The 16,649-nt window shown below is 33.4% G+C and carries 29 protein-coding genes; all 29 read left to right on the forward strand.

Annotated elements, in window-relative coordinates:
• Position 1 precedes the first annotated feature (1 nt).
• The 29 genes from rplW to CELLY_RS10925 all read left to right on the forward strand — a co-directional run bounded on the left by rplW (position 2) and on the right by CELLY_RS10925 (position 16,555).
• Positions 2 to 292: a 50S ribosomal protein L23 gene (gene rplW, locus CELLY_RS10790; RefSeq protein ID WP_013621714.1), complete on the forward strand. Its 291-nt coding sequence runs from the start codon at positions 2 to 4 to the stop codon at positions 290 to 292.
• A 9-nt stretch (positions 293 to 301) separates the two neighbouring features.
• Entirely contained in the window at positions 302 to 1,126 is an 825-nt protein-coding gene (gene rplB, locus CELLY_RS10795; protein ID WP_013621715.1) for a 50S ribosomal protein L2, read from the forward strand.
• Between the two features lie 12 nt (positions 1,127 to 1,138).
• Positions 1,139 to 1,417 carry a 30S ribosomal protein S19 gene (rpsS, locus tag CELLY_RS10800; protein WP_013621716.1) on the forward strand — a complete coding sequence of 93 codons (279 nt, stop codon included), beginning with the start codon at positions 1,139 to 1,141 and terminating at the stop codon, positions 1,415 to 1,417.
• A 3-nt stretch (positions 1,418 to 1,420) separates the two neighbouring features.
• A complete protein-coding gene (gene rplV, locus CELLY_RS10805; protein WP_013621717.1) occupies positions 1,421 to 1,828 on the forward strand; it encodes a 50S ribosomal protein L22 in 408 nt (135 codons plus the stop codon).
• 9 nt (positions 1,829 to 1,837) lie between these two features.
• Complete coding sequence (gene rpsC / locus CELLY_RS10810) at positions 1,838 to 2,554, forward strand: 30S ribosomal protein S3 (RefSeq protein ID WP_013621718.1); 717 nt, start codon at positions 1,838 to 1,840, stop codon at positions 2,552 to 2,554.
• A gap of 20 nt (positions 2,555 to 2,574) precedes the next feature.
• Positions 2,575 to 2,994: a 50S ribosomal protein L16 gene (rplP, locus tag CELLY_RS10815; protein ID WP_013621719.1), complete on the forward strand. Its 420-nt coding sequence runs from the start codon at positions 2,575 to 2,577 to the stop codon at positions 2,992 to 2,994.
• Between the two features lie 18 nt (positions 2,995 to 3,012).
• Positions 3,013 to 3,204 carry a 50S ribosomal protein L29 gene (rpmC, locus tag CELLY_RS10820; protein ID WP_013621720.1) on the forward strand — a complete coding sequence of 64 codons (192 nt, stop codon included), beginning with the start codon at positions 3,013 to 3,015 and terminating at the stop codon, positions 3,202 to 3,204.
• A 13-nt stretch (positions 3,205 to 3,217) separates the two neighbouring features.
• The gene (gene rpsQ / locus CELLY_RS10825; protein WP_013621721.1) at positions 3,218 to 3,475 is read left to right on the forward strand and encodes a 30S ribosomal protein S17; all 258 of its coding nucleotides are present in this window, start codon (positions 3,218 to 3,220) and stop codon (positions 3,473 to 3,475) included.
• A gap of 1 nt (position 3,476) precedes the next feature.
• The gene (rplN, locus tag CELLY_RS10830) at positions 3,477 to 3,845 is read left to right on the forward strand and encodes a 50S ribosomal protein L14 (RefSeq protein ID WP_013621722.1); all 369 of its coding nucleotides are present in this window, start codon (positions 3,477 to 3,479) and stop codon (positions 3,843 to 3,845) included.
• A gap of 11 nt (positions 3,846 to 3,856) precedes the next feature.
• Positions 3,857 to 4,171, forward strand: coding sequence for a 50S ribosomal protein L24 (gene rplX / locus CELLY_RS10835; RefSeq protein ID WP_013621723.1), 315 nt, complete (start codon positions 3,857 to 3,859; stop codon positions 4,169 to 4,171).
• A 2-nt stretch (positions 4,172 to 4,173) separates the two neighbouring features.
• Positions 4,174 to 4,725 carry a 50S ribosomal protein L5 gene (gene rplE, locus CELLY_RS10840; protein WP_013621724.1) on the forward strand — a complete coding sequence of 184 codons (552 nt, stop codon included), beginning with the start codon at positions 4,174 to 4,176 and terminating at the stop codon, positions 4,723 to 4,725.
• A 1-nt stretch (position 4,726) separates the two neighbouring features.
• A complete protein-coding gene (gene rpsN, locus CELLY_RS10845) occupies positions 4,727 to 4,996 on the forward strand; it encodes a 30S ribosomal protein S14 (RefSeq protein WP_013621725.1) in 270 nt (89 codons plus the stop codon).
• A 76-nt stretch (positions 4,997 to 5,072) separates the two neighbouring features.
• Complete coding sequence (gene rpsH, locus CELLY_RS10850; protein WP_013621726.1) at positions 5,073 to 5,471, forward strand: 30S ribosomal protein S8; 399 nt, start codon at positions 5,073 to 5,075, stop codon at positions 5,469 to 5,471.
• A 19-nt stretch (positions 5,472 to 5,490) separates the two neighbouring features.
• On the forward strand, positions 5,491 to 6,033 hold the full coding sequence (rplF, locus tag CELLY_RS10855; protein WP_013621727.1) for a 50S ribosomal protein L6: 543 nt from the start codon (positions 5,491 to 5,493) through the stop codon (positions 6,031 to 6,033).
• An 11-nt stretch (positions 6,034 to 6,044) separates the two neighbouring features.
• Positions 6,045 to 6,398 carry a 50S ribosomal protein L18 gene (gene rplR, locus CELLY_RS10860; protein WP_013621728.1) on the forward strand — a complete coding sequence of 118 codons (354 nt, stop codon included), beginning with the start codon at positions 6,045 to 6,047 and terminating at the stop codon, positions 6,396 to 6,398.
• Between the two features lie 6 nt (positions 6,399 to 6,404).
• Complete coding sequence (gene rpsE, locus CELLY_RS10865) at positions 6,405 to 6,929, forward strand: 30S ribosomal protein S5 (RefSeq protein WP_013621729.1); 525 nt, start codon at positions 6,405 to 6,407, stop codon at positions 6,927 to 6,929.
• Positions 6,930 to 6,939: 10 nt separating this feature from the next.
• Entirely contained in the window at positions 6,940 to 7,119 is a 180-nt protein-coding gene (gene rpmD / locus CELLY_RS10870) for a 50S ribosomal protein L30 (protein ID WP_013621730.1), read from the forward strand.
• Between the two features lie 16 nt (positions 7,120 to 7,135).
• Positions 7,136 to 7,588 carry a 50S ribosomal protein L15 gene (gene rplO / locus CELLY_RS10875; RefSeq protein WP_013621731.1) on the forward strand — a complete coding sequence of 151 codons (453 nt, stop codon included), beginning with the start codon at positions 7,136 to 7,138 and terminating at the stop codon, positions 7,586 to 7,588.
• A 14-nt stretch (positions 7,589 to 7,602) separates the two neighbouring features.
• The gene (secY, locus tag CELLY_RS10880) at positions 7,603 to 8,946 is read left to right on the forward strand and encodes a preprotein translocase subunit SecY (RefSeq protein WP_013621732.1); all 1,344 of its coding nucleotides are present in this window, start codon (positions 7,603 to 7,605) and stop codon (positions 8,944 to 8,946) included.
• A 3-nt stretch (positions 8,947 to 8,949) separates the two neighbouring features.
• Positions 8,950 to 9,165, forward strand: coding sequence for a translation initiation factor IF-1 (infA, locus tag CELLY_RS10885; protein ID WP_013305172.1), 216 nt, complete (start codon positions 8,950 to 8,952; stop codon positions 9,163 to 9,165).
• A 1-nt stretch (position 9,166) separates the two neighbouring features.
• The gene (gene ykgO, locus CELLY_RS16915) at positions 9,167 to 9,283 is read left to right on the forward strand and encodes a type B 50S ribosomal protein L36 (protein WP_013621733.1); all 117 of its coding nucleotides are present in this window, start codon (positions 9,167 to 9,169) and stop codon (positions 9,281 to 9,283) included.
• A gap of 2 nt (positions 9,284 to 9,285) precedes the next feature.
• Positions 9,286 to 9,660 (forward strand): 30S ribosomal protein S13, encoded by a 375-nt coding sequence (gene rpsM, locus CELLY_RS10890; protein WP_013621734.1) that lies wholly within the window; start codon positions 9,286 to 9,288, stop codon positions 9,658 to 9,660.
• 99 nt (positions 9,661 to 9,759) lie between these two features.
• On the forward strand, positions 9,760 to 10,152 hold the full coding sequence (gene rpsK / locus CELLY_RS10895; protein WP_013621735.1) for a 30S ribosomal protein S11: 393 nt from the start codon (positions 9,760 to 9,762) through the stop codon (positions 10,150 to 10,152).
• Positions 10,153 to 10,249: 97 nt separating this feature from the next.
• Positions 10,250 to 10,855 (forward strand): 30S ribosomal protein S4, encoded by a 606-nt coding sequence (gene rpsD / locus CELLY_RS10900; protein ID WP_013621736.1) that lies wholly within the window; start codon positions 10,250 to 10,252, stop codon positions 10,853 to 10,855.
• Between the two features lie 16 nt (positions 10,856 to 10,871).
• Positions 10,872 to 11,864 (forward strand): DNA-directed RNA polymerase subunit alpha, encoded by a 993-nt coding sequence (locus CELLY_RS10905; RefSeq protein ID WP_013621737.1) that lies wholly within the window; start codon positions 10,872 to 10,874, stop codon positions 11,862 to 11,864.
• A gap of 37 nt (positions 11,865 to 11,901) precedes the next feature.
• Positions 11,902 to 12,390 carry a 50S ribosomal protein L17 gene (gene rplQ, locus CELLY_RS10910; RefSeq protein ID WP_013621738.1) on the forward strand — a complete coding sequence of 163 codons (489 nt, stop codon included), beginning with the start codon at positions 11,902 to 11,904 and terminating at the stop codon, positions 12,388 to 12,390.
• Positions 12,391 to 12,498: 108 nt separating this feature from the next.
• Positions 12,499 to 13,611 carry a glutamine-hydrolyzing carbamoyl-phosphate synthase small subunit gene (gene carA / locus CELLY_RS10915; RefSeq protein WP_013621739.1) on the forward strand — a complete coding sequence of 371 codons (1,113 nt, stop codon included), beginning with the start codon at positions 12,499 to 12,501 and terminating at the stop codon, positions 13,609 to 13,611.
• A 130-nt stretch (positions 13,612 to 13,741) separates the two neighbouring features.
• Positions 13,742 to 15,034 (forward strand): phosphopyruvate hydratase, encoded by a 1,293-nt coding sequence (gene eno / locus CELLY_RS10920; RefSeq protein ID WP_013621740.1) that lies wholly within the window; start codon positions 13,742 to 13,744, stop codon positions 15,032 to 15,034.
• Between the two features lie 237 nt (positions 15,035 to 15,271).
• Positions 15,272 to 16,555 carry a citrate synthase gene (locus CELLY_RS10925; protein WP_013621741.1) on the forward strand — a complete coding sequence of 428 codons (1,284 nt, stop codon included), beginning with the start codon at positions 15,272 to 15,274 and terminating at the stop codon, positions 16,553 to 16,555.
• Positions 16,556 to 16,649 lie beyond the last annotated feature (94 nt).

Raw genomic sequence — 16,649 nt, forward strand, 5'->3', positions numbered from 1 at the left:
AATGAGTGTATTAATTAAGCCAATAATTACGGAAAAAATGACCGCTGATAGCGAGTTATATAATCGTTATGGTTTCGTTGTGGATTTAAATGCCAATAAAATCCAAATTAAGGATGCTGTAGAGCAGGCTTATGGGGTTACGGTAAAAGATGTTCGAACAATGATTTACGGACCAAAGCGTAAAACACGTCACACTAAGACAGGTGTGCAGCACGGAAAAACTAATAGTTATAAGAAAGCTATTATTGACGTGGTAGAAGGAGATATAATTGATTTTTATAATAATCTATAAAGACAAAGAATGTCAGTTAGAAAATTAAAACCAATCACTCCAGGACAGCGATTTAGAGTAGTAAACGGATTTGACGCGATTACTACTGATAAGCCGGAGAAAAGTTTACTTGCTCCGTTAAAAAAGTCTGGAGGTAGAAACAGTCAGGGGAAAATGACAATGCGCCAAAAAGGTGGAGGTCATAAGAGAAGGTATCGTGTAGTTGATTTTAAGCGTGACAAACAAGGTGTTGTTGCGACTGTAGAATCTATTCAGTACGATCCAAACAGAACAGCTTTTATTGCATTAGTAGAGTATACTGATGGTGAAAAGAGATATGTTGTTGCTCAAAACGGTTTAGAAGTAGGTCAGAAGATTTCTTCTGGTGAATCTGCTTCGCCAGAGATAGGGAATGCTTTACCATTAAGTGCTATTCCTTTAGGAACAATTATTTCTTGTATAGAACTACGTCCTGGACAAGGAGCTGTAATGGCTAGGAGTGCAGGTACTTTTGCTCAGTTAATGGCAAAGGATGGAAAATTTGTAACTGTTAAGTTGCCATCTGGTGAGACTAGATTAGTTTTAGCGGGTTGTATGGCTACGATAGGAGCGGTATCAAATTCTGATCACCAATTACTTGTATCTGGTAAAGCGGGTAGAAGTAGATGGTTGGGTAGAAGACCAAGAACAAGACCAGTAGCAATGAACCCTGTAGATCATCCAATGGGTGGTGGTGAAGGTAGAGCTTCAGGTGGTCATCCAAGATCAAGAAATGGTATTCCTGCTAAAGGATTTAGAACTCGTTCTAAAACTAAGGATACAAATAGATATATATTAGAACGTAGAAAGAAATAAAATTAGAAAAAAATGGCACGTTCACTAAAGAAAGGACCTTACGTTCATTATAGTTTAGAGAAAAAAGTTCAACAAAATGTTGAGTCGGGTAAAAAAGCGGTTATTAAGACTTGGTCTAGAGCTTCTATGATTACTCCTGATTTTGTTGGTCAAACTATAGCAGTACACAACGGTAGACAATTTGTTCCTGTTTATGTAACAGAGAATATGGTAGGGCATAAATTAGGAGAATTTTCACCAACTAGATCTTTTAGAGGTCATGCTGGTGCGAAGAACAAAGGAAAAAAGTAAGCTATGGGAGTTCGTAAAAAACAGATGGCCGAAAGAATTAAGGCTGAAAAGAAAAAGATTGCTTTTGCAAAGTTGAACAACTGTCCAACTTCGCCAAGAAAAATGCGTCTTGTTGCAGATTTAATTAGAGGTGTACAGGTAGAAAAAGCTTTGGCTATATTAAAGTTTAGTCAAAAAGAAGCTTCAAGAAGGGTAGAAAAGTTATTGCTTTCTGCTATAGCTAACTGGCAGTCTAAAAATGAAGATGCTGATATTGAAGAAGCTGATCTTATTGTTAAAGAAATAAGAGTAGATAGTGGGGCAATGTTAAAAAGGTTAAGACCTGCGCCACAAGGAAGAGCACATAGAATTAGAAAACGTTCTAACCACGTAACATTGGTTTTAGAATCTAACAATAAAACTCAAAGCTAAGACATTACTATGGGACAAAAAACAAATCCAATCGGGAATCGTCTAGGTATCATCAGAGGTTGGGAATCTAACTGGTATGGTGGAAATGATTATGGAGATAAATTAGCAGAGGATGATAAAATACGTAAGTATGTTCATGCTCGTTTAGCAAAAGCTAGTGTTTCTAGGGTTATTATAGAGCGTACTTTAAAGCTTGTAACTGTAACTATTACTACTGCTAGACCTGGTATTATTATCGGTAAAGGTGGGCAGGAAGTAGATAAGTTAAAAGAGGAGCTTAAGAAGATTACTAGTAAAGAAGTTCAGATTAATATTTTTGAAATTAAGAGACCAGAAGTAGATGCAAATCTTGTAGCTGCTAGTGTTGCTCGTCAAATTGAAAATAGAATTTCTTATAGAAGAGCTATAAAAATGGCAATTGCTGCAGCAATGAGAATGAATGCAGAAGGTATAAAAATTCAAATCTCTGGAAGATTAAACGGTGCTGAGATGGCGCGTTCTGAAGCTTACAAAGATGGTAGAATTCCATTGTCTACTTTTAGAGCAGATATAGACTATGCATTAAATGAAGCACATACTACTTATGGTAGATTAGGTATAAAAGTGTGGATTATGAAAGGCGAGGTTTATGGTAAAAGAGAACTTTCTCCATTAGTTGGTATGTCTAAAGGACAGGGCAAAGGTGGAAGAAATGAAGGGCCTAAGAAACAACGTCGTAGAAAGTAATTATTTAAAGAGATAGAGAAATGTTACAACCAAAAAGAACCAAATTTCGTAAAGCGCAGAAAGGCCGTATGAAAGGACTTTCGCAAAGAGGGCATCAGCTTTCTAACGGTATGTTCGGTATAAAATCTTTAGATTCTAAGTTTATTACTTCACGTCAGATAGAGGCGGCTCGTATTGCTGCTACTAGATATATGAAGAGAGAGGGACAGTTATGGATAAAAATATTTCCGGACAAGCCTATTACTAAAAAGCCATTAGAAGTACGTATGGGTAAAGGTAAGGGTGCTCCAGAATATTTTGTTGCTGTTGTGAAACCAGGTAGAATTATGTTTGAGATTGCAGGTGTTCCTATGGACATCGCTAAAGAGGCTTTACGTCTTGCAGCTCAAAAATTACCGGTAAAGACTAAATTTATTGTTGCTAGAGATTATTCAGCTTAATTTATAATTTAAGGAATCATGAAACAATCAGAAGTAAAAGAATTATCAGTTGAAGATTTAAAAAATAAATTAGCTGAGTACAAAAAACAGTATGGCGATTTAAAATTAGCACATTCTGTTACACCTTTGGAGAATCCACTTCAAATCAGAAAGACGAGAAGAACGGTGGCTAGACTAGCAACTGAATTAACTAAAAGGGATAACCAATAATTGGTTCTGCTTTATGGAAAAAAGAAATTTAAGAAAAGAGAGAGTAGGAGTTGTTACTAGCAACAAAATGGAGAAATCAATTGTGGTTTCAGAAGTTAAGCGTGTTAAGCACCCTATGTACGGTAAGTTCGTGTTAAAAACAAAGAAATATGTTGCGCACGACGAAACAAACGATTGCAATATTGGTGATACAGTAAAAATAATGGAGACTCGTCCATTGAGTAGAACTAAGTGTTGGAGATTGGTGGAAATTTTAGAAAGAGCTAAATAATATGTTACAGCAAGAATCTAGACTAAAAGTGGCAGACAATACAGGGGCAAAAGAAGTTTTGACTATACGTGTATTGGGCGGTACAAAAAGAAGATATGCATCTGTTGGAGATAAAATAGTAGTGTCTGTTAAAGATGCTACTCCAAACGGAGGTATCAAAAAAGGTGCTGTTTCAACTGCAGTGGTTGTAAGAACAAAGAAAGAAGTAAGAAGACAAGATGGATCTTACATTCGTTTTGATGATAATGCGTGTGTATTATTAAACCCAACGGGTGAAATGAGAGGTACGTGTGTTTTTGGACCTGTTGCAAGAGAGCTTCGTGATAAGCAATTCATGAAGATTGTTTCATTAGCCCCTGAGGTACTTTAATATTCAGAAAAATGATGAAGTTAAAAATTAAAACAGGAGATACAGTAAGAATTATAGCTGGAGACCATAAAGGTACAGAAGGTAAAGTTGTTAGTGTAGACCGTGAAAAAAATAAGGCAATTGTTGAAGGTGCTAATATGGTATCTAAGCATGAAAAGCCTAGCGCAAACAATCCTCAAGGAGGAATCGTTAAAAAGGAAGCTCCATTACACATTTCTAACCTATCTTTAATTGATCCTAAATCAGGAGAAACTACAAGAGTTGGTTATGAAGTAAGAGATGGTAAGAAAGTGAGATTTTCTAAAAAATCTAATGAAGTAATTTAATTATGACTTACACTCCAAGATTAAAACAAGAATATAAAGAGCGTATTGTTTCATCTCTTACAGAAGAGTTTGAGTACAAAAACGTTATGCAGGTGCCAAAACTTACTAAAATAGTTTTAAGTAGAGGTATTGGTGCTGCAGTTGCAGATAAAAAGCTTATAGATCACGCTATTGATGAGTTAACACTTATCACTGGTCAAAAAGCAGTTTCTACAATGTCTAAAAAAGATGTTGCTTCATTTAAATTACGTAAAGGAATGCCAATTGGTGCTAAAGTTACGTTAAGAGGTGAGAGAATGTATGAGTTTTTAGATAGGTTAATTACAAGTGCGTTGCCACGTGTTAGAGATTTTCAAGGTATTAAGGCTACAGGTTTTGATGGTCGTGGAAACTATAACTTAGGTATTACAGAGCAAATTATATTTCCAGAAATAAACATTGATAAGATTAATAGAATCAATGGTATGGATATTACATTTGTAACTACTGCTGAGACTGATAAAGAAGCTAAATCATTATTAACTCATTTAGGATTACCTTTTAAAAAGAATTAGTATGGCTAAAGAATCAATGAAGGCCCGCGAAAGAAAAAGAGCGGCAACAGTTGCAAAATATGCTGAGAAAAGAAAAGCTTTAAAAGAAGCTGGAGATTATGAAGCATTACAAAAATTACCAAAAAATGCTTCACCTGTTCGTATGCATAACAGATGTAAGTTAACAGGAAGACCAAAAGGTTATATGAGAACTTTTGGTATTTCTAGGGTAACTTTTAGAGAAATGGCTAACAATGGTTTAATCCCAGGGGTTAAAAAAGCAAGTTGGTAAACAATAAACAATCAATATAAATTGGTTTCAGGTTTAACAAAAAAAAGTTAAAAACCGTCACCGCAAATTATTTTAAATGGTAACAGATCCTATAGCAGATTATTTAACAAGAGTTAGAAATGCCAGTCGTGCAGGTCACAGAGTGGTAGAGATTCCTGCTTCAAATCTAAAAACAGAAATAACTAAAATATTATTTGATCAAGGATATATTTTAAGTTATAAAGTCATTGAAGACGCAGTACAGGGTACAATTAAAATTGCTTTGAAATACAATAAAGCAACTAAAGAGCCTGTAATTAAAAAAATACAACGAGTAAGTAAGCCAGGTTTACGTAAGTATGCTGGTTCTTCAGACTTGCCAAGAGTACTTAACGGTTTAGGTATCGCTATAGTTTCTACTTCTCATGGAGTTATGACTAGCAAGCAAGCTAAGTTAGAAAAAGTTGGTGGTGAAGTTTTATGCTACGTTTATTAATCTATAAAGAATAAGAATAATGTCTAGAATAGGTAATAATCCAGTAACAATTCCTGAGGGTGTAACCGTAGAGGTTAACGATAATGTAGTTACTATGAAAGGTAAATTGGGTGAATTAACTCAAGAGTTTTCAGGAATTTCAGTAAAAATAGAAGAAGGATCAATCATTGTAACGAGAAATTCAGAACATAAGAGTGATAAAGCTAAGCACGGTTTGTACAGAGCTTTATTCTTTAATATGATTGAAGGGGTTTCTAAAGGTTGGACTAAAGAATTAGAATTGGTTGGTGTAGGTTATAGAGCTAGCCACCAAGGACAAAAATTAGATTTGGCTGTTGGTTTTTCACACAATATAGTTCTGGACATAGCTCCAGAAGTAAAAGTGGAAACAGTTTCTGAGAAAGGAAAGAATCCAATTGTAAAATTAACATCTTTTGACAAGCAATTAGTAGGTCAAGTAGCGGCAAAAATAAGAGCTTTCCGTAAGCCAGAGCCATACAAAGGAAAAGGTATTAAGTTTGTTGGAGAAATATTAAGAAGAAAAGCAGGTAAATCAGCTTAATAATTAGCAATATGGGATTATCAAAGACTGAAAGAAGATACAGAATCAAGAGAAGGATTAGAAAAGTTTCATTTGGAACTGCAACTAGACCAAGATTAGCTGTATTTAGAAGTAATAAAGAAATTTACGCTCAAATTATTGATGATAATGCAGGAACTACTTTAGTTGCTGCTTCATCAAGAGATAAAGAGCTAGATGCAAAAGGAACTAAAATAGAAATAGCAAACCAAGTTGGTAAAGCTATTGCTGAAAAGGCTTTAAAAGCTGGTATAGAGACTATTGCTTTTGATAGAGGTGGAAACTTATACCACGGAAGAATTAAATCATTAGCAGAAGGTGCTAGAGAAGGCGGACTTAAATTCTAATATATTATGTACCAAAAATATAAAAACGTAGAAACAGTTAAACCAGGAGGATTAGATTTAAAAGATCGTCTGGTTGGTGTACAAAGAGTTACTAAGGTAACAAAAGGTGGTAGAGCTTTTGGTTTTTCTGCTATAGTTGTTGTAGGAGATGAAAATGGTGTTGTAGGACACGGTTTAGGAAAATCTAAAGATGTTGCTACTGCTATAGCAAAAGCTGTTGAAGACGCAAAAAAGAATTTAATTAGAATCCCTCTAATCAAAGGAACTATACCTCACGAGCAAAAAGGTAAATTTGGTGGAGCACGTGTATACATTCAGCCTGCATCTCACGGTACAGGTGTAATTGCTGGTGGAGCTTTAAGAGCTGTATTAGAAGCAGTTGGTGTACATGATGTATTATCAAAATCACAAGGATCTTCTAACCCTCATAACGTAGTAAAAGCAACTTTTGATGCTTTATTACAAATTAGGGATGCAAAAACAATTGCAGATCAAAGAGGAGTATCTTTAGAAAAAGTATTTAAAGGATAAATAGGATACAATGGGAAAGATTAAAGTAAAGCAAGTTAAGAGTAATATTAAACAGACTCAAAGACAGAAAAGAACCTTAGAGGCTCTTGGGCTTAGAAAAATTGGTCAAGTTGTTGAGCATGAGGCTACGCCAAATATCCTTGGTATGGTAAATAAAGTTGAACATTTAGTTTCTACTGAAGAAGCTTAATTATAAATTTATCAAGATGAATTTAAGTAATTTAACACCTGCAGAAGGTGCTGTTAATAAGGCAGGTAAAATCGTAGGTAGAGGACAAGGTTCTGGTAAAGGTGGTACTGCTACTAGAGGGCACAAAGGTGCTAAATCTAGATCTGGTTACTCTAAGAAGATTGGTTTTGAAGGTGGACAGATGCCGTTGCAAAGACGTGTGCCTAAGTTTGGTTTCACAAACATTAATAGAAAAGAATACCAAGGTATTAATCTTGACAAACTACAAGGGTTGGTTGAAAAAGGAGCTATAAAAGATGTAGTTACTTTTGAAACTCTAGTAGAGAATAGATTAGTAAGGAAAAATGATTTGGTTAAGATTTTAGGTGGTGGTGAGTTAAAAGCTTCACTTAAGATTTCTGCTCACAAATTTACTGCATCTGCTAAGCAAGCTATTGAAGCTGCTGGAGGAGAAGCAATAAGTCTTTAATCACTAAACAGAAGATGAAGAAATTTTTTGATACCATATCCAATATTTGGAAAATAGAAGAGTTAAGAAACAGAATAATTATTACGCTTACTTTACTATTAGTATACCGTTTTGGTGCTCAAATTGCACTACCAGGGATAGACTCTCAGGAATTGGGTAATTTACAATCGGGTACAGAACAAGGTATATTTGGTTTATTAAATGCATTTACAGGTGGGGCTTTTGCCAAGGCATCTGTTTTTGCATTGGGTATAATGCCTTATATTTCTGCATCTATTGTAGTGCAATTAATGGGTATAGCTATCCCTTACCTTCAAAAATTACAAAAAGAAGGTGAGAGTGGAAGAAAAACAATTAACCAAATTACAAGATGGTTAACAATTGCTATATGTATAGTACAGGCTCCTGCTTATTTGTTAGGTTTAGGTGCTTTTGGTGTACCAGATAGTGCTTTTGTATTAGGTAAAGGATTAGATTTTATGATCCCAGCCGTAATAATATTAGTAACTGGTACTGTATTTGCAATGTGGTTAGGAGAAAAAATAACTGATAAAGGTATTGGTAATGGTATTTCATTATTAATTATGATTGGTATTATTGCTACAATGCCGCAGGCATTTATGCAAGAAGTTGCTTCTAGAACAGGAGAAAATACTGGTGGTCCAATGTTAATACTTGTAGAAGTTATTTTATGGTTCTTAGTTATATTAGCATCTGTGCTTATAGTTTTGGCAACTCGTCAAATACCTGTTCAGTACGCTAGAAGAACAGCTTCTGGTGGTTATGAGAAAAATATTACTGGATCTAGACAATATATTCCATTAAAATTAAATGCATCTGGTGTAATGCCAATAATATTTGCTCAAGCATTAATGTTTTTGCCTGGTATGATTGGTAAGTATTTTAATACTTCTGCAATAGGTTCATGGTTTGAGGTTAATTTTCAGGATCCCTTTGGATTAGCATATAATTTGTTATTTGCTTTTCTAATTATAATATTCACATATTTTTATACTGCTATCACTGTACCAACAAATAAGATGGCAGATGACTTAAAAAGAAGTGGTGGATTTGTACCAGGAACAAGGCCTGGGAAAGAAACTGCAGATTTTTTAGATAAAATTATGTCATTAATTACGTTACCCGGATCTATTTTCTTAGCTTTGCTGGCTGTTTTACCAGCTATTGTTGTTCAACTGCTAGGAATTCAAGGAAATTGGGCAATGTTTTATGGTGGAACATCACTACTAATTATGGTAGGTGTGGCAATTGATACAGTTCAGCAAGTAAATTCATATTTGTTAAATAGACATTATGATGGCTTAATGAAAAGTGGTAAAAATAGAAAAGTAGCATAAGTTATGGCTAAACAAGCAGCGATAGAGCAAGACGGATCTATAATTGAGGCATTATCAAATGCAATGTTCCGTGTGGAGTTAGAAAACGGACACGTGGTAACAGCGCATATATCTGGAAAGATGAGAATGCATTATATTAAATTATTACCAGGTGATAAGGTTAAATTAGAAATGAGCCCTTATGACTTGACTAAAGCAAGAATTACATATAGATATTAAGATGAAAGTAAGAGCATCAATAAAAAAGAGAAGTGCCGAGTGCAAAATAGTGCGCAGAAAAGGACGGTTGTACGTAATTAATAAAAAGAATCCTAGATTTAAACAAAGACAAGGGTAATTATGGCAAGAATTGCAGGTGTAGATATACCAAAACAGAAAAGAGGAGTTATAGCTTTAACCTATATATTTGGTGTAGGTAGAAGTAGAGCTAAAGAAATTTTAGCTAAAGCCCAAGTTAGTGAAGATACTAAAGTATCAGATTGGAATGATGACGAAATAGGTCGTATTCGTGATGCTGTATCTGAGTTTACAATTGAAGGTGAATTACGTTCAGAAATTCAATTAAGCATTAAGCGTTTAATGGATATCGGATGTTACAGAGGAATTCGTCATAGATCTGGTTTACCTTTAAGAGGTCAAAGAACTAAGAACAACTCTAGAACTAGAAAAGGTAAAAGAAAAACTGTTGCTAATAAGAAAAAAGCAACTAAATAATTAAAAGTCATTAGTATTTAGTAGTTGGATTGAATCTGTTTGAAATGTAATAGTTTAGGATTCTAATACTAACAACTAACAACTAAAAACTAAAATCATATGGCAAAGTCAAATACAAAAACAGCTAAAAAACGTAAAGTTATAGTTGAATCTGTTGGAGAAGCACACGTAACAGCTTCTTTTAACAACATTATTATTTCTTTAACAAACAAAAAAGGAGATGTAATCTCTTGGTCATCTGCCGGTAAAATGGGCTTTAGAGGATCTAAGAAAAATACACCTTATGCTGCACAAGTAGCATCTGAGGACTGTGCAAAAGTTGCACATGAAGCAGGACTAAGAAAAGTTAAAGTATACGTAAAAGGACCTGGAAACGGTAGAGAATCTGCAATACGTGCAATTCACAACTCAGGAATTGAAGTAACTGAAATTATTGATGTTACTCCATTACCACACAACGGTTGTAGACCTCCAAAAAGAAGAAGAGTTTAATTAAATTAATAGCCCTAAGGGCATTTCACAGAAAGTGTAATTACGATTATCGAAGGATAAGCCTTAATTCATAATCTCACTTTCAAAATTTTAGAAAATGGCAAGATATACAGGACCTAAAACTAAGATCGCACGTAAATTCGGAGAAGCGATATTTGGAGAAGATAAGTCTTTTGAGAAAAAGAATTATCCTCCAGGACAACACGGTAACAACAGACGTCGTGGTAAAAAATCTGAATATGCTATCCAATTAATGGAGAAGCAAAAAGCTAAATATTCTTACGGAATTTTAGAAAAACAATTTAGAAACTTATTTGCAAAAGCAAACAGTAGTAAAGGAGTAACTGGTGAAGTTTTACTTCAGTTATGTGAATCTCGTTTAGATAACGTTGTTTACAGAATGGGTATTTCTAACTCAAGAAGAGGGGCAAGACAATTAGTTTCTCACCGTCACATTACTGTAAATGGAGAATTGGTAAACATACCATCTTATTCTTTAAAGCCAGGAGATGTTGTAGGTGTTAGAGAAAAATCTAAATCATTATCTGCTATACAAGATGCATTGGCTGCTAACAGTCGAGTATACGAGTGGATTACTTGGAATTCTGAAAAGAAGGAAGGTACATATGTATCTATTCCAGAAAGAGTTCAGATTCCAGAGAATATCAAGGAACAACTAATCGTCGAGTTATACTCTAAATAAACAACCTAATTCAACTATGGCATTATTAAATTTTCAGAAGCCCGATAAAGTTATAATGATCGATTCTACAGATTTTGAAGGGAAATTTGAATTTCGTCCTTTAGAGCCTGGTTATGGATTGACTGTTGGAAACGCATTAAGAAGAGTATTACTTTCTGCATTAGAAGGTTTTGCAATTACTTCTGTGAGAATGGACAAAGTAGAACATGAGTTCTCTGTTATTCCTGGTGTTGTTGAAGACGTTACAGAAATGATTTTAAACTTAAAACAAGTTCGTTTTAAGAGACAAATAGAAGATGTTGAAGCTGAAACAGTTTCAATTTCTGTAAGTGGTAAAAATCAGTTAACTGCGGGTGATTTTCAGAAATTTATTTCTGGGTACCAAGTATTAAATCCTGATTTAGTAATTTGTAATATGGATGCTAAAGTAAGCATCAATATGGAAATTGTTATTGAAAAAGGAAGAGGATACGTACCAGCAGAAGAGAATAAAAAGCCTGGTGCTGCTATAGGAACTATTCCAATTGATTCTATTTTTACGCCTATTAAAAACGTAAAATATAGTATTGAGAACTATCGTGTAGAACAAAAAACTGATTATGAAAAACTAGTTTTTGAAATCAGTAGCGATGGATCAATAAATCCTAAAGATGCTTTAACTGAAGCTGCAAAGGTTTTAATTCATCACTTCATGTTATTCTCTGATGAGCGTATTACTCTAGAAGCAGATGAAATAGCTCAGACTGAGACTTATGATGAGGAATCATTACACATGCGTCAGTTGCTAAAAACTAAATTAGTAGATATGGATTTATCAGTTCGTGCACTAAATTGTTTAAAAGCAGCAGAAGTAGATACATTAGGAGACTTAGTTTCATTTAACAAAAATGATCTTATGAAGTTTAGAAACTTCGGTAAAAAATCATTAACTGAATTAGAAGAGTTAGTGATTAATAAAGGATTAAGTTTTGGAATGGACTTGTCAAAATATAAATTGGATAAAGATTAATTTTATTTCCATTAAAGGAGATATATAAGATAATACAATGAGACACGGTAAAAAAGTTAATCATTTAGGAAGAAAAGCAGCGCATAGAAAAGCTATGTTAGCAAATATGGCTTGTTCTTTAATTGAGCACAAAAGAATTAACACTACTGTTGCTAAAGCTAAAGCTTTAAAACAATTTGTAGAGCCTTTAATTACTAAATCAAAGGCAGAAAACAATAAATCTGTTGAGAAAGGAACTCACAACAGACGTATAGTTTTTAAAAGCTTAAGAGATAAGTATGCAGTAACAACTTTATTTGGTGAGGTTTCTTCTAAAGTAGGAGACAGACCAGGTGGTTACACAAGGATTATTAAACTTGGTAACAGGTTAGGTGATAATGCTGATATGGCTTTAATAGAGTTAGTAGATTTTAATGAAGTTTACAACGCTGGAAAACCAAAAGAGAAGAAAAAATCTAGAAGAGGTAGAAGCAAAAAGGCTGTAGCGCCTGTAGCAGAAACAAAATCAGATGATTCAGAAGAATAAAATAATGATTTTATTTTTAAATATTCAAAAAAGGATAGGCTTATAGTCTATCCTTTTTTTTATGTTAAATTTGTAAAGTAAAAATAATAAGGATTAAATTTTTATAGGGTGAAATATCAAGCAAGAAAAAAAGCGCTAATTTTATTAGCAGACGGTACAATTTTTCACGGAAAAGCTGTTGGTGATGCAGAAGGTACTGCATTTGGTGAGGTTTGTTTTAATACTGGTATGACAGGGTACCAAGAAATTTTTACAGATCCATCTTATTTTGGACAAATAATGGTAACTACTAATGCACACATTGGTAATTATGGTACAAACGAAGAAGAAGTAGAGTCTAACTCTGTGAAAATCTCAGGTCTTGTTTGTAAAAATTTTAGTTATGATTATTCTAGAGTTGATGCAAATGCTAGTTTGCAAGAATTTTTAAATAACAGTAACCTTTTTGCTATTTCTGATGTAGATACAAGAGCTTTAGTTAGTTATATTAGAGATAATGGTGCAATGAATGCTGTAATTTCTACAGATGTAGATAATATAGAAAGTTTAAAAGAGCAATTGGCAAATGTTCCTAGTATGGAAGGTTTAGAACTTTCTTCTAAAGTATCTACTAAAGAACCTTATTTTTATGGAGACGAAAATGCTAAATATAAAATTGCAGCTTTAGATATAGGAATAAAGAAAAATATACTTCGTAACCTAGCTAAAAGAGATGCATACATTAAGGTATATCCATACAATGCATCTTATAAAGAGTTAAGTTCTTTTAATCCTGATGGTTATTTTATATCTAATGGGCCAGGTGATCCAGAACCACTAACAGACGCTATACAAACAGCTAAAGATATTATAGCAAATAATAACCCATTATTTGGTATATGTTTGGGGCACCAAGTTATTGCTTTGGCTAATGGTGTTTCTACTTATAAAATGCATAATGGTCATAGGGGTATTAACCATCCTGTAATGAATATAACAACAGGTAAAGGAGAAATTACATCTCAAAATCACGGATTTGCTATTAATAGAGAAGAAACAGAGGCTAACGCTGAATTAGAAATTACACACAAACATTTAAATGATAATACCGTAGCAGGTATTAAAATGAAAAATAAGAATGTTTTTTCTGTTCAATATCATCCAGAAGCTAGCCCAGGACCAAATGATTCTAATTATTTGTTTGATAATTTTTTTGAATTAATAAAAAACAGTCAGAACTAAATAATACGATATCGTTTTCGTTTAAATTATAGTTAATTATTGATATAGTTATAGCGTAAAGAACACTGTTAATGCTACACTTTTGTATCTTTACAACTAGATTATATCAACCTAAAAAATAAAAAATTCTATGAGTATTATCATAAATGTGCATGCAAGGCAAATATTAGATTCAAGAGGTAACCCTACAGTAGAAGTAGATGTTTATACAGAAAATGGCGTTTTAGGTAGAGCCGCAGTTCCTTCTGGAGCTTCTACAGGAGAACATGAAGCAGTAGAGCTTAGAGATGGTGGAGATATTTTTATGGGTAAAGGTGTTTCTAATGCCGTTGCTAATGTAAACACTACTATTGCAGAAGAAATTGTTGGAATGTCTGTTTTTGAACAAAACTTAATAGACCAAACAATGATAGATTTAGATGGTACTCCAAACAAATCTAAATTAGGAGCTAATGCTATTTTAGGTGTTTCTTTGGCTGTTGCAAAAGCTGCTGCTAATGAAATGGGTATGCCTTTATATAGATATGTTGGTGGTGTAAGTGCAAATACTTTACCAGTACCAATGATGAATATTATAAATGGAGGTTCTCACTCAGATGCACCTATTGCTTTTCAAGAATTTATGGTAATGCCCGTTAAAGCAAAAAACTTTACGCATGCAATGCAAATGGGTACAGAAATTTTTCATCATTTAAAGAAAGTTTTACATGATAGAGGATTAAGTACAGCAGTTGGTGATGAAGGTGGTTTTGCTCCAAATTTAGCAGGTGGTACAGAAGATGCTTTAGATACAATTGCTAAGGCTGTTTCTAATGCTGGCTATAAATTGGGTGATGAAATTATGATTGCTTTAGATTGTGCTGCTGCAGAATTTTTTGTGGATGGTAAGTATGATTATACTAAGTTTGAAGGTGATAAAGGTGTAGTAAGAACATCTGAAGAGCAAGCACAATACTTAGCAGATTTGTCTGCTAAATACCCAATAATTTCTATAGAAGATGGTATGGATGAGAATGACTGGGATGGCTGGAAGTCTTTAACAGAAAAAGTTGGAGATAAAGTACAGTTGGTTGGTGATGATTTGTTTGTTACAAACGTAGAGCGCTTGTCTAAGGGTATTAAAAATAACATTGCAAACTCTATTTTAATTAAAGTAAACCAAATAGGAACACTTACAGAAACAATTGCAGCTGTAACAATGGCTAAAAATGCAGGCTATACATCTGTAATGTCTCACCGTTCTGGAGAAACTGAAGATAATACAATTGCAGATTTAGCGGTTGCATTAAATACAGGTCAAATTAAAACAGGTTCTGCCTCTAGATCAGATCGTATGGCAAAATACAATCAATTATTGCGTATAGAAGAAGAATTAGGTACTGTTGCATATTACCCACAAATGGATGCATTTAAAATAAAATAACTTAACTTTAAAGTTATATAATAAAAAGCCGCTCTTTTTAAGAGCGGCTTTCTTGTTTTTGTTAAATTAATATAATATAAGTAACTTTTTAGGTTGTTTTTATAGTATCTTAATTTACATTATATATTTTTTAAATAATATATGTTATTAAATGTATAAATAGCTGCAACTAATTGATAAACTCTTGTCTTTTTCTTAAATTTACAGTTCGATTAATAATATTAGTAAATTATACCAATGTCAGATAAAGTTACTTTAGAATTTAAGGGAAATAAATATGATTTTCCAATAGTAGAAGGCACAGAGAAAGAACAGGCCATAGATATTAAAACATTACGTTCTGCAACCGGTTTAACTACAATAGATCCAGGATATAAAAATACAGGCTCTTGTGAAAGTGCTATTACATTTTTAGATGGTGAAAAAGGTATTTTAAGGTACCGTGGGTATTCTATTGAAGAGTTAGCTGAAAAAGCAGACTTTTTAGAGGTAGCTTATTTATTAATTTTTGGAGAATTACCTAACACAGATCAGTTAGCTAAATTTCATTCAGATATAAAAAAGGAGTCTCACGTAGATGAGGAGATGAAAAAGATTTTAGATGGCTTTCCAAAGTCTGCACACCCAATGGGCGTGTTATCATCTTTAACAAGTGCTTTAATAGCATTTAACCCATCTTCTGTAAATGTTACTTCAGAAAATGATATGTACCACGCAATAGTAAGAATTTTAGCTAAATTCCCTGTTTTAGTTGCTTGGACATTAAGAAAGAAAAAAGGTCTTCCGTTAGATTATGGAGATGATTCTTTAGGTTATGTAGAAAACATTCATAAAATGATGTTTAAAAGACCTAGTGAAGATTACAAGTCTAATAAAATTGTTATAGATGCATTAGACAAGCTATTAATTTTACACGCAGATCATGAGCAAAATTGTTCTACATCTACTGTAAGAATTGTAGGTTCTTCTCACGCAGGCTTATTTGCGTCATTATCTGCAGGTATTTCTGCTCTTTGGGGACCATTACACGGTGGTGCTAACCAAGCTGTATTAGAAATGTTAGAAGCTATTGAAGCAGATGGTGGAGACACTAAAAAATATATGGCTAAAGCTAAAGATAAAAATGATCCGTTTAGGTTAATGGGCTTTGGACACAGGGTTTATAAAAACTTTGATCCTAGAGCTAAGATTATTAAAGTAGCAGCAGATGAAGTTTTAAATGATTTAGGTATTGATGATCCAATTTTAGATATTGCTAAAGGATTAGAAAAAGAAGCTTTAGAAGATCCTTACTTTGTAGACCGTAAATTATACCCTAATGTAGATTTCTACTCAGGAATTATTTACAGAGCTTTAGGTATACCTACAGAAATGTTTACAGTAATGTTTGCTTTAGGTAGATTACCAGGCTGGATTGCTCAATGGAGAGAAATGAGATTAAATAATGAGCCAATTGGTAGACCAAGACAGGTTTATGTTGGTGAAAATCATAGATCTTTTGTAGATGTAAACAAAAGATAGTCTATTACAATATATACAATAAATAAAAGCCTTTTTGTTAATTCAAAAAGGCTTTTATTATTTTAGGGATTCTTATTTTTATTTAGAAAAATTC

The sequence above is a fragment of the Cellulophaga lytica DSM 7489 genome (genome assembly GCF_000190595.1).
GTDB classification, from domain to species: Bacteria; Bacteroidota; Bacteroidia; order Flavobacteriales; family Flavobacteriaceae; genus Cellulophaga; species Cellulophaga lytica.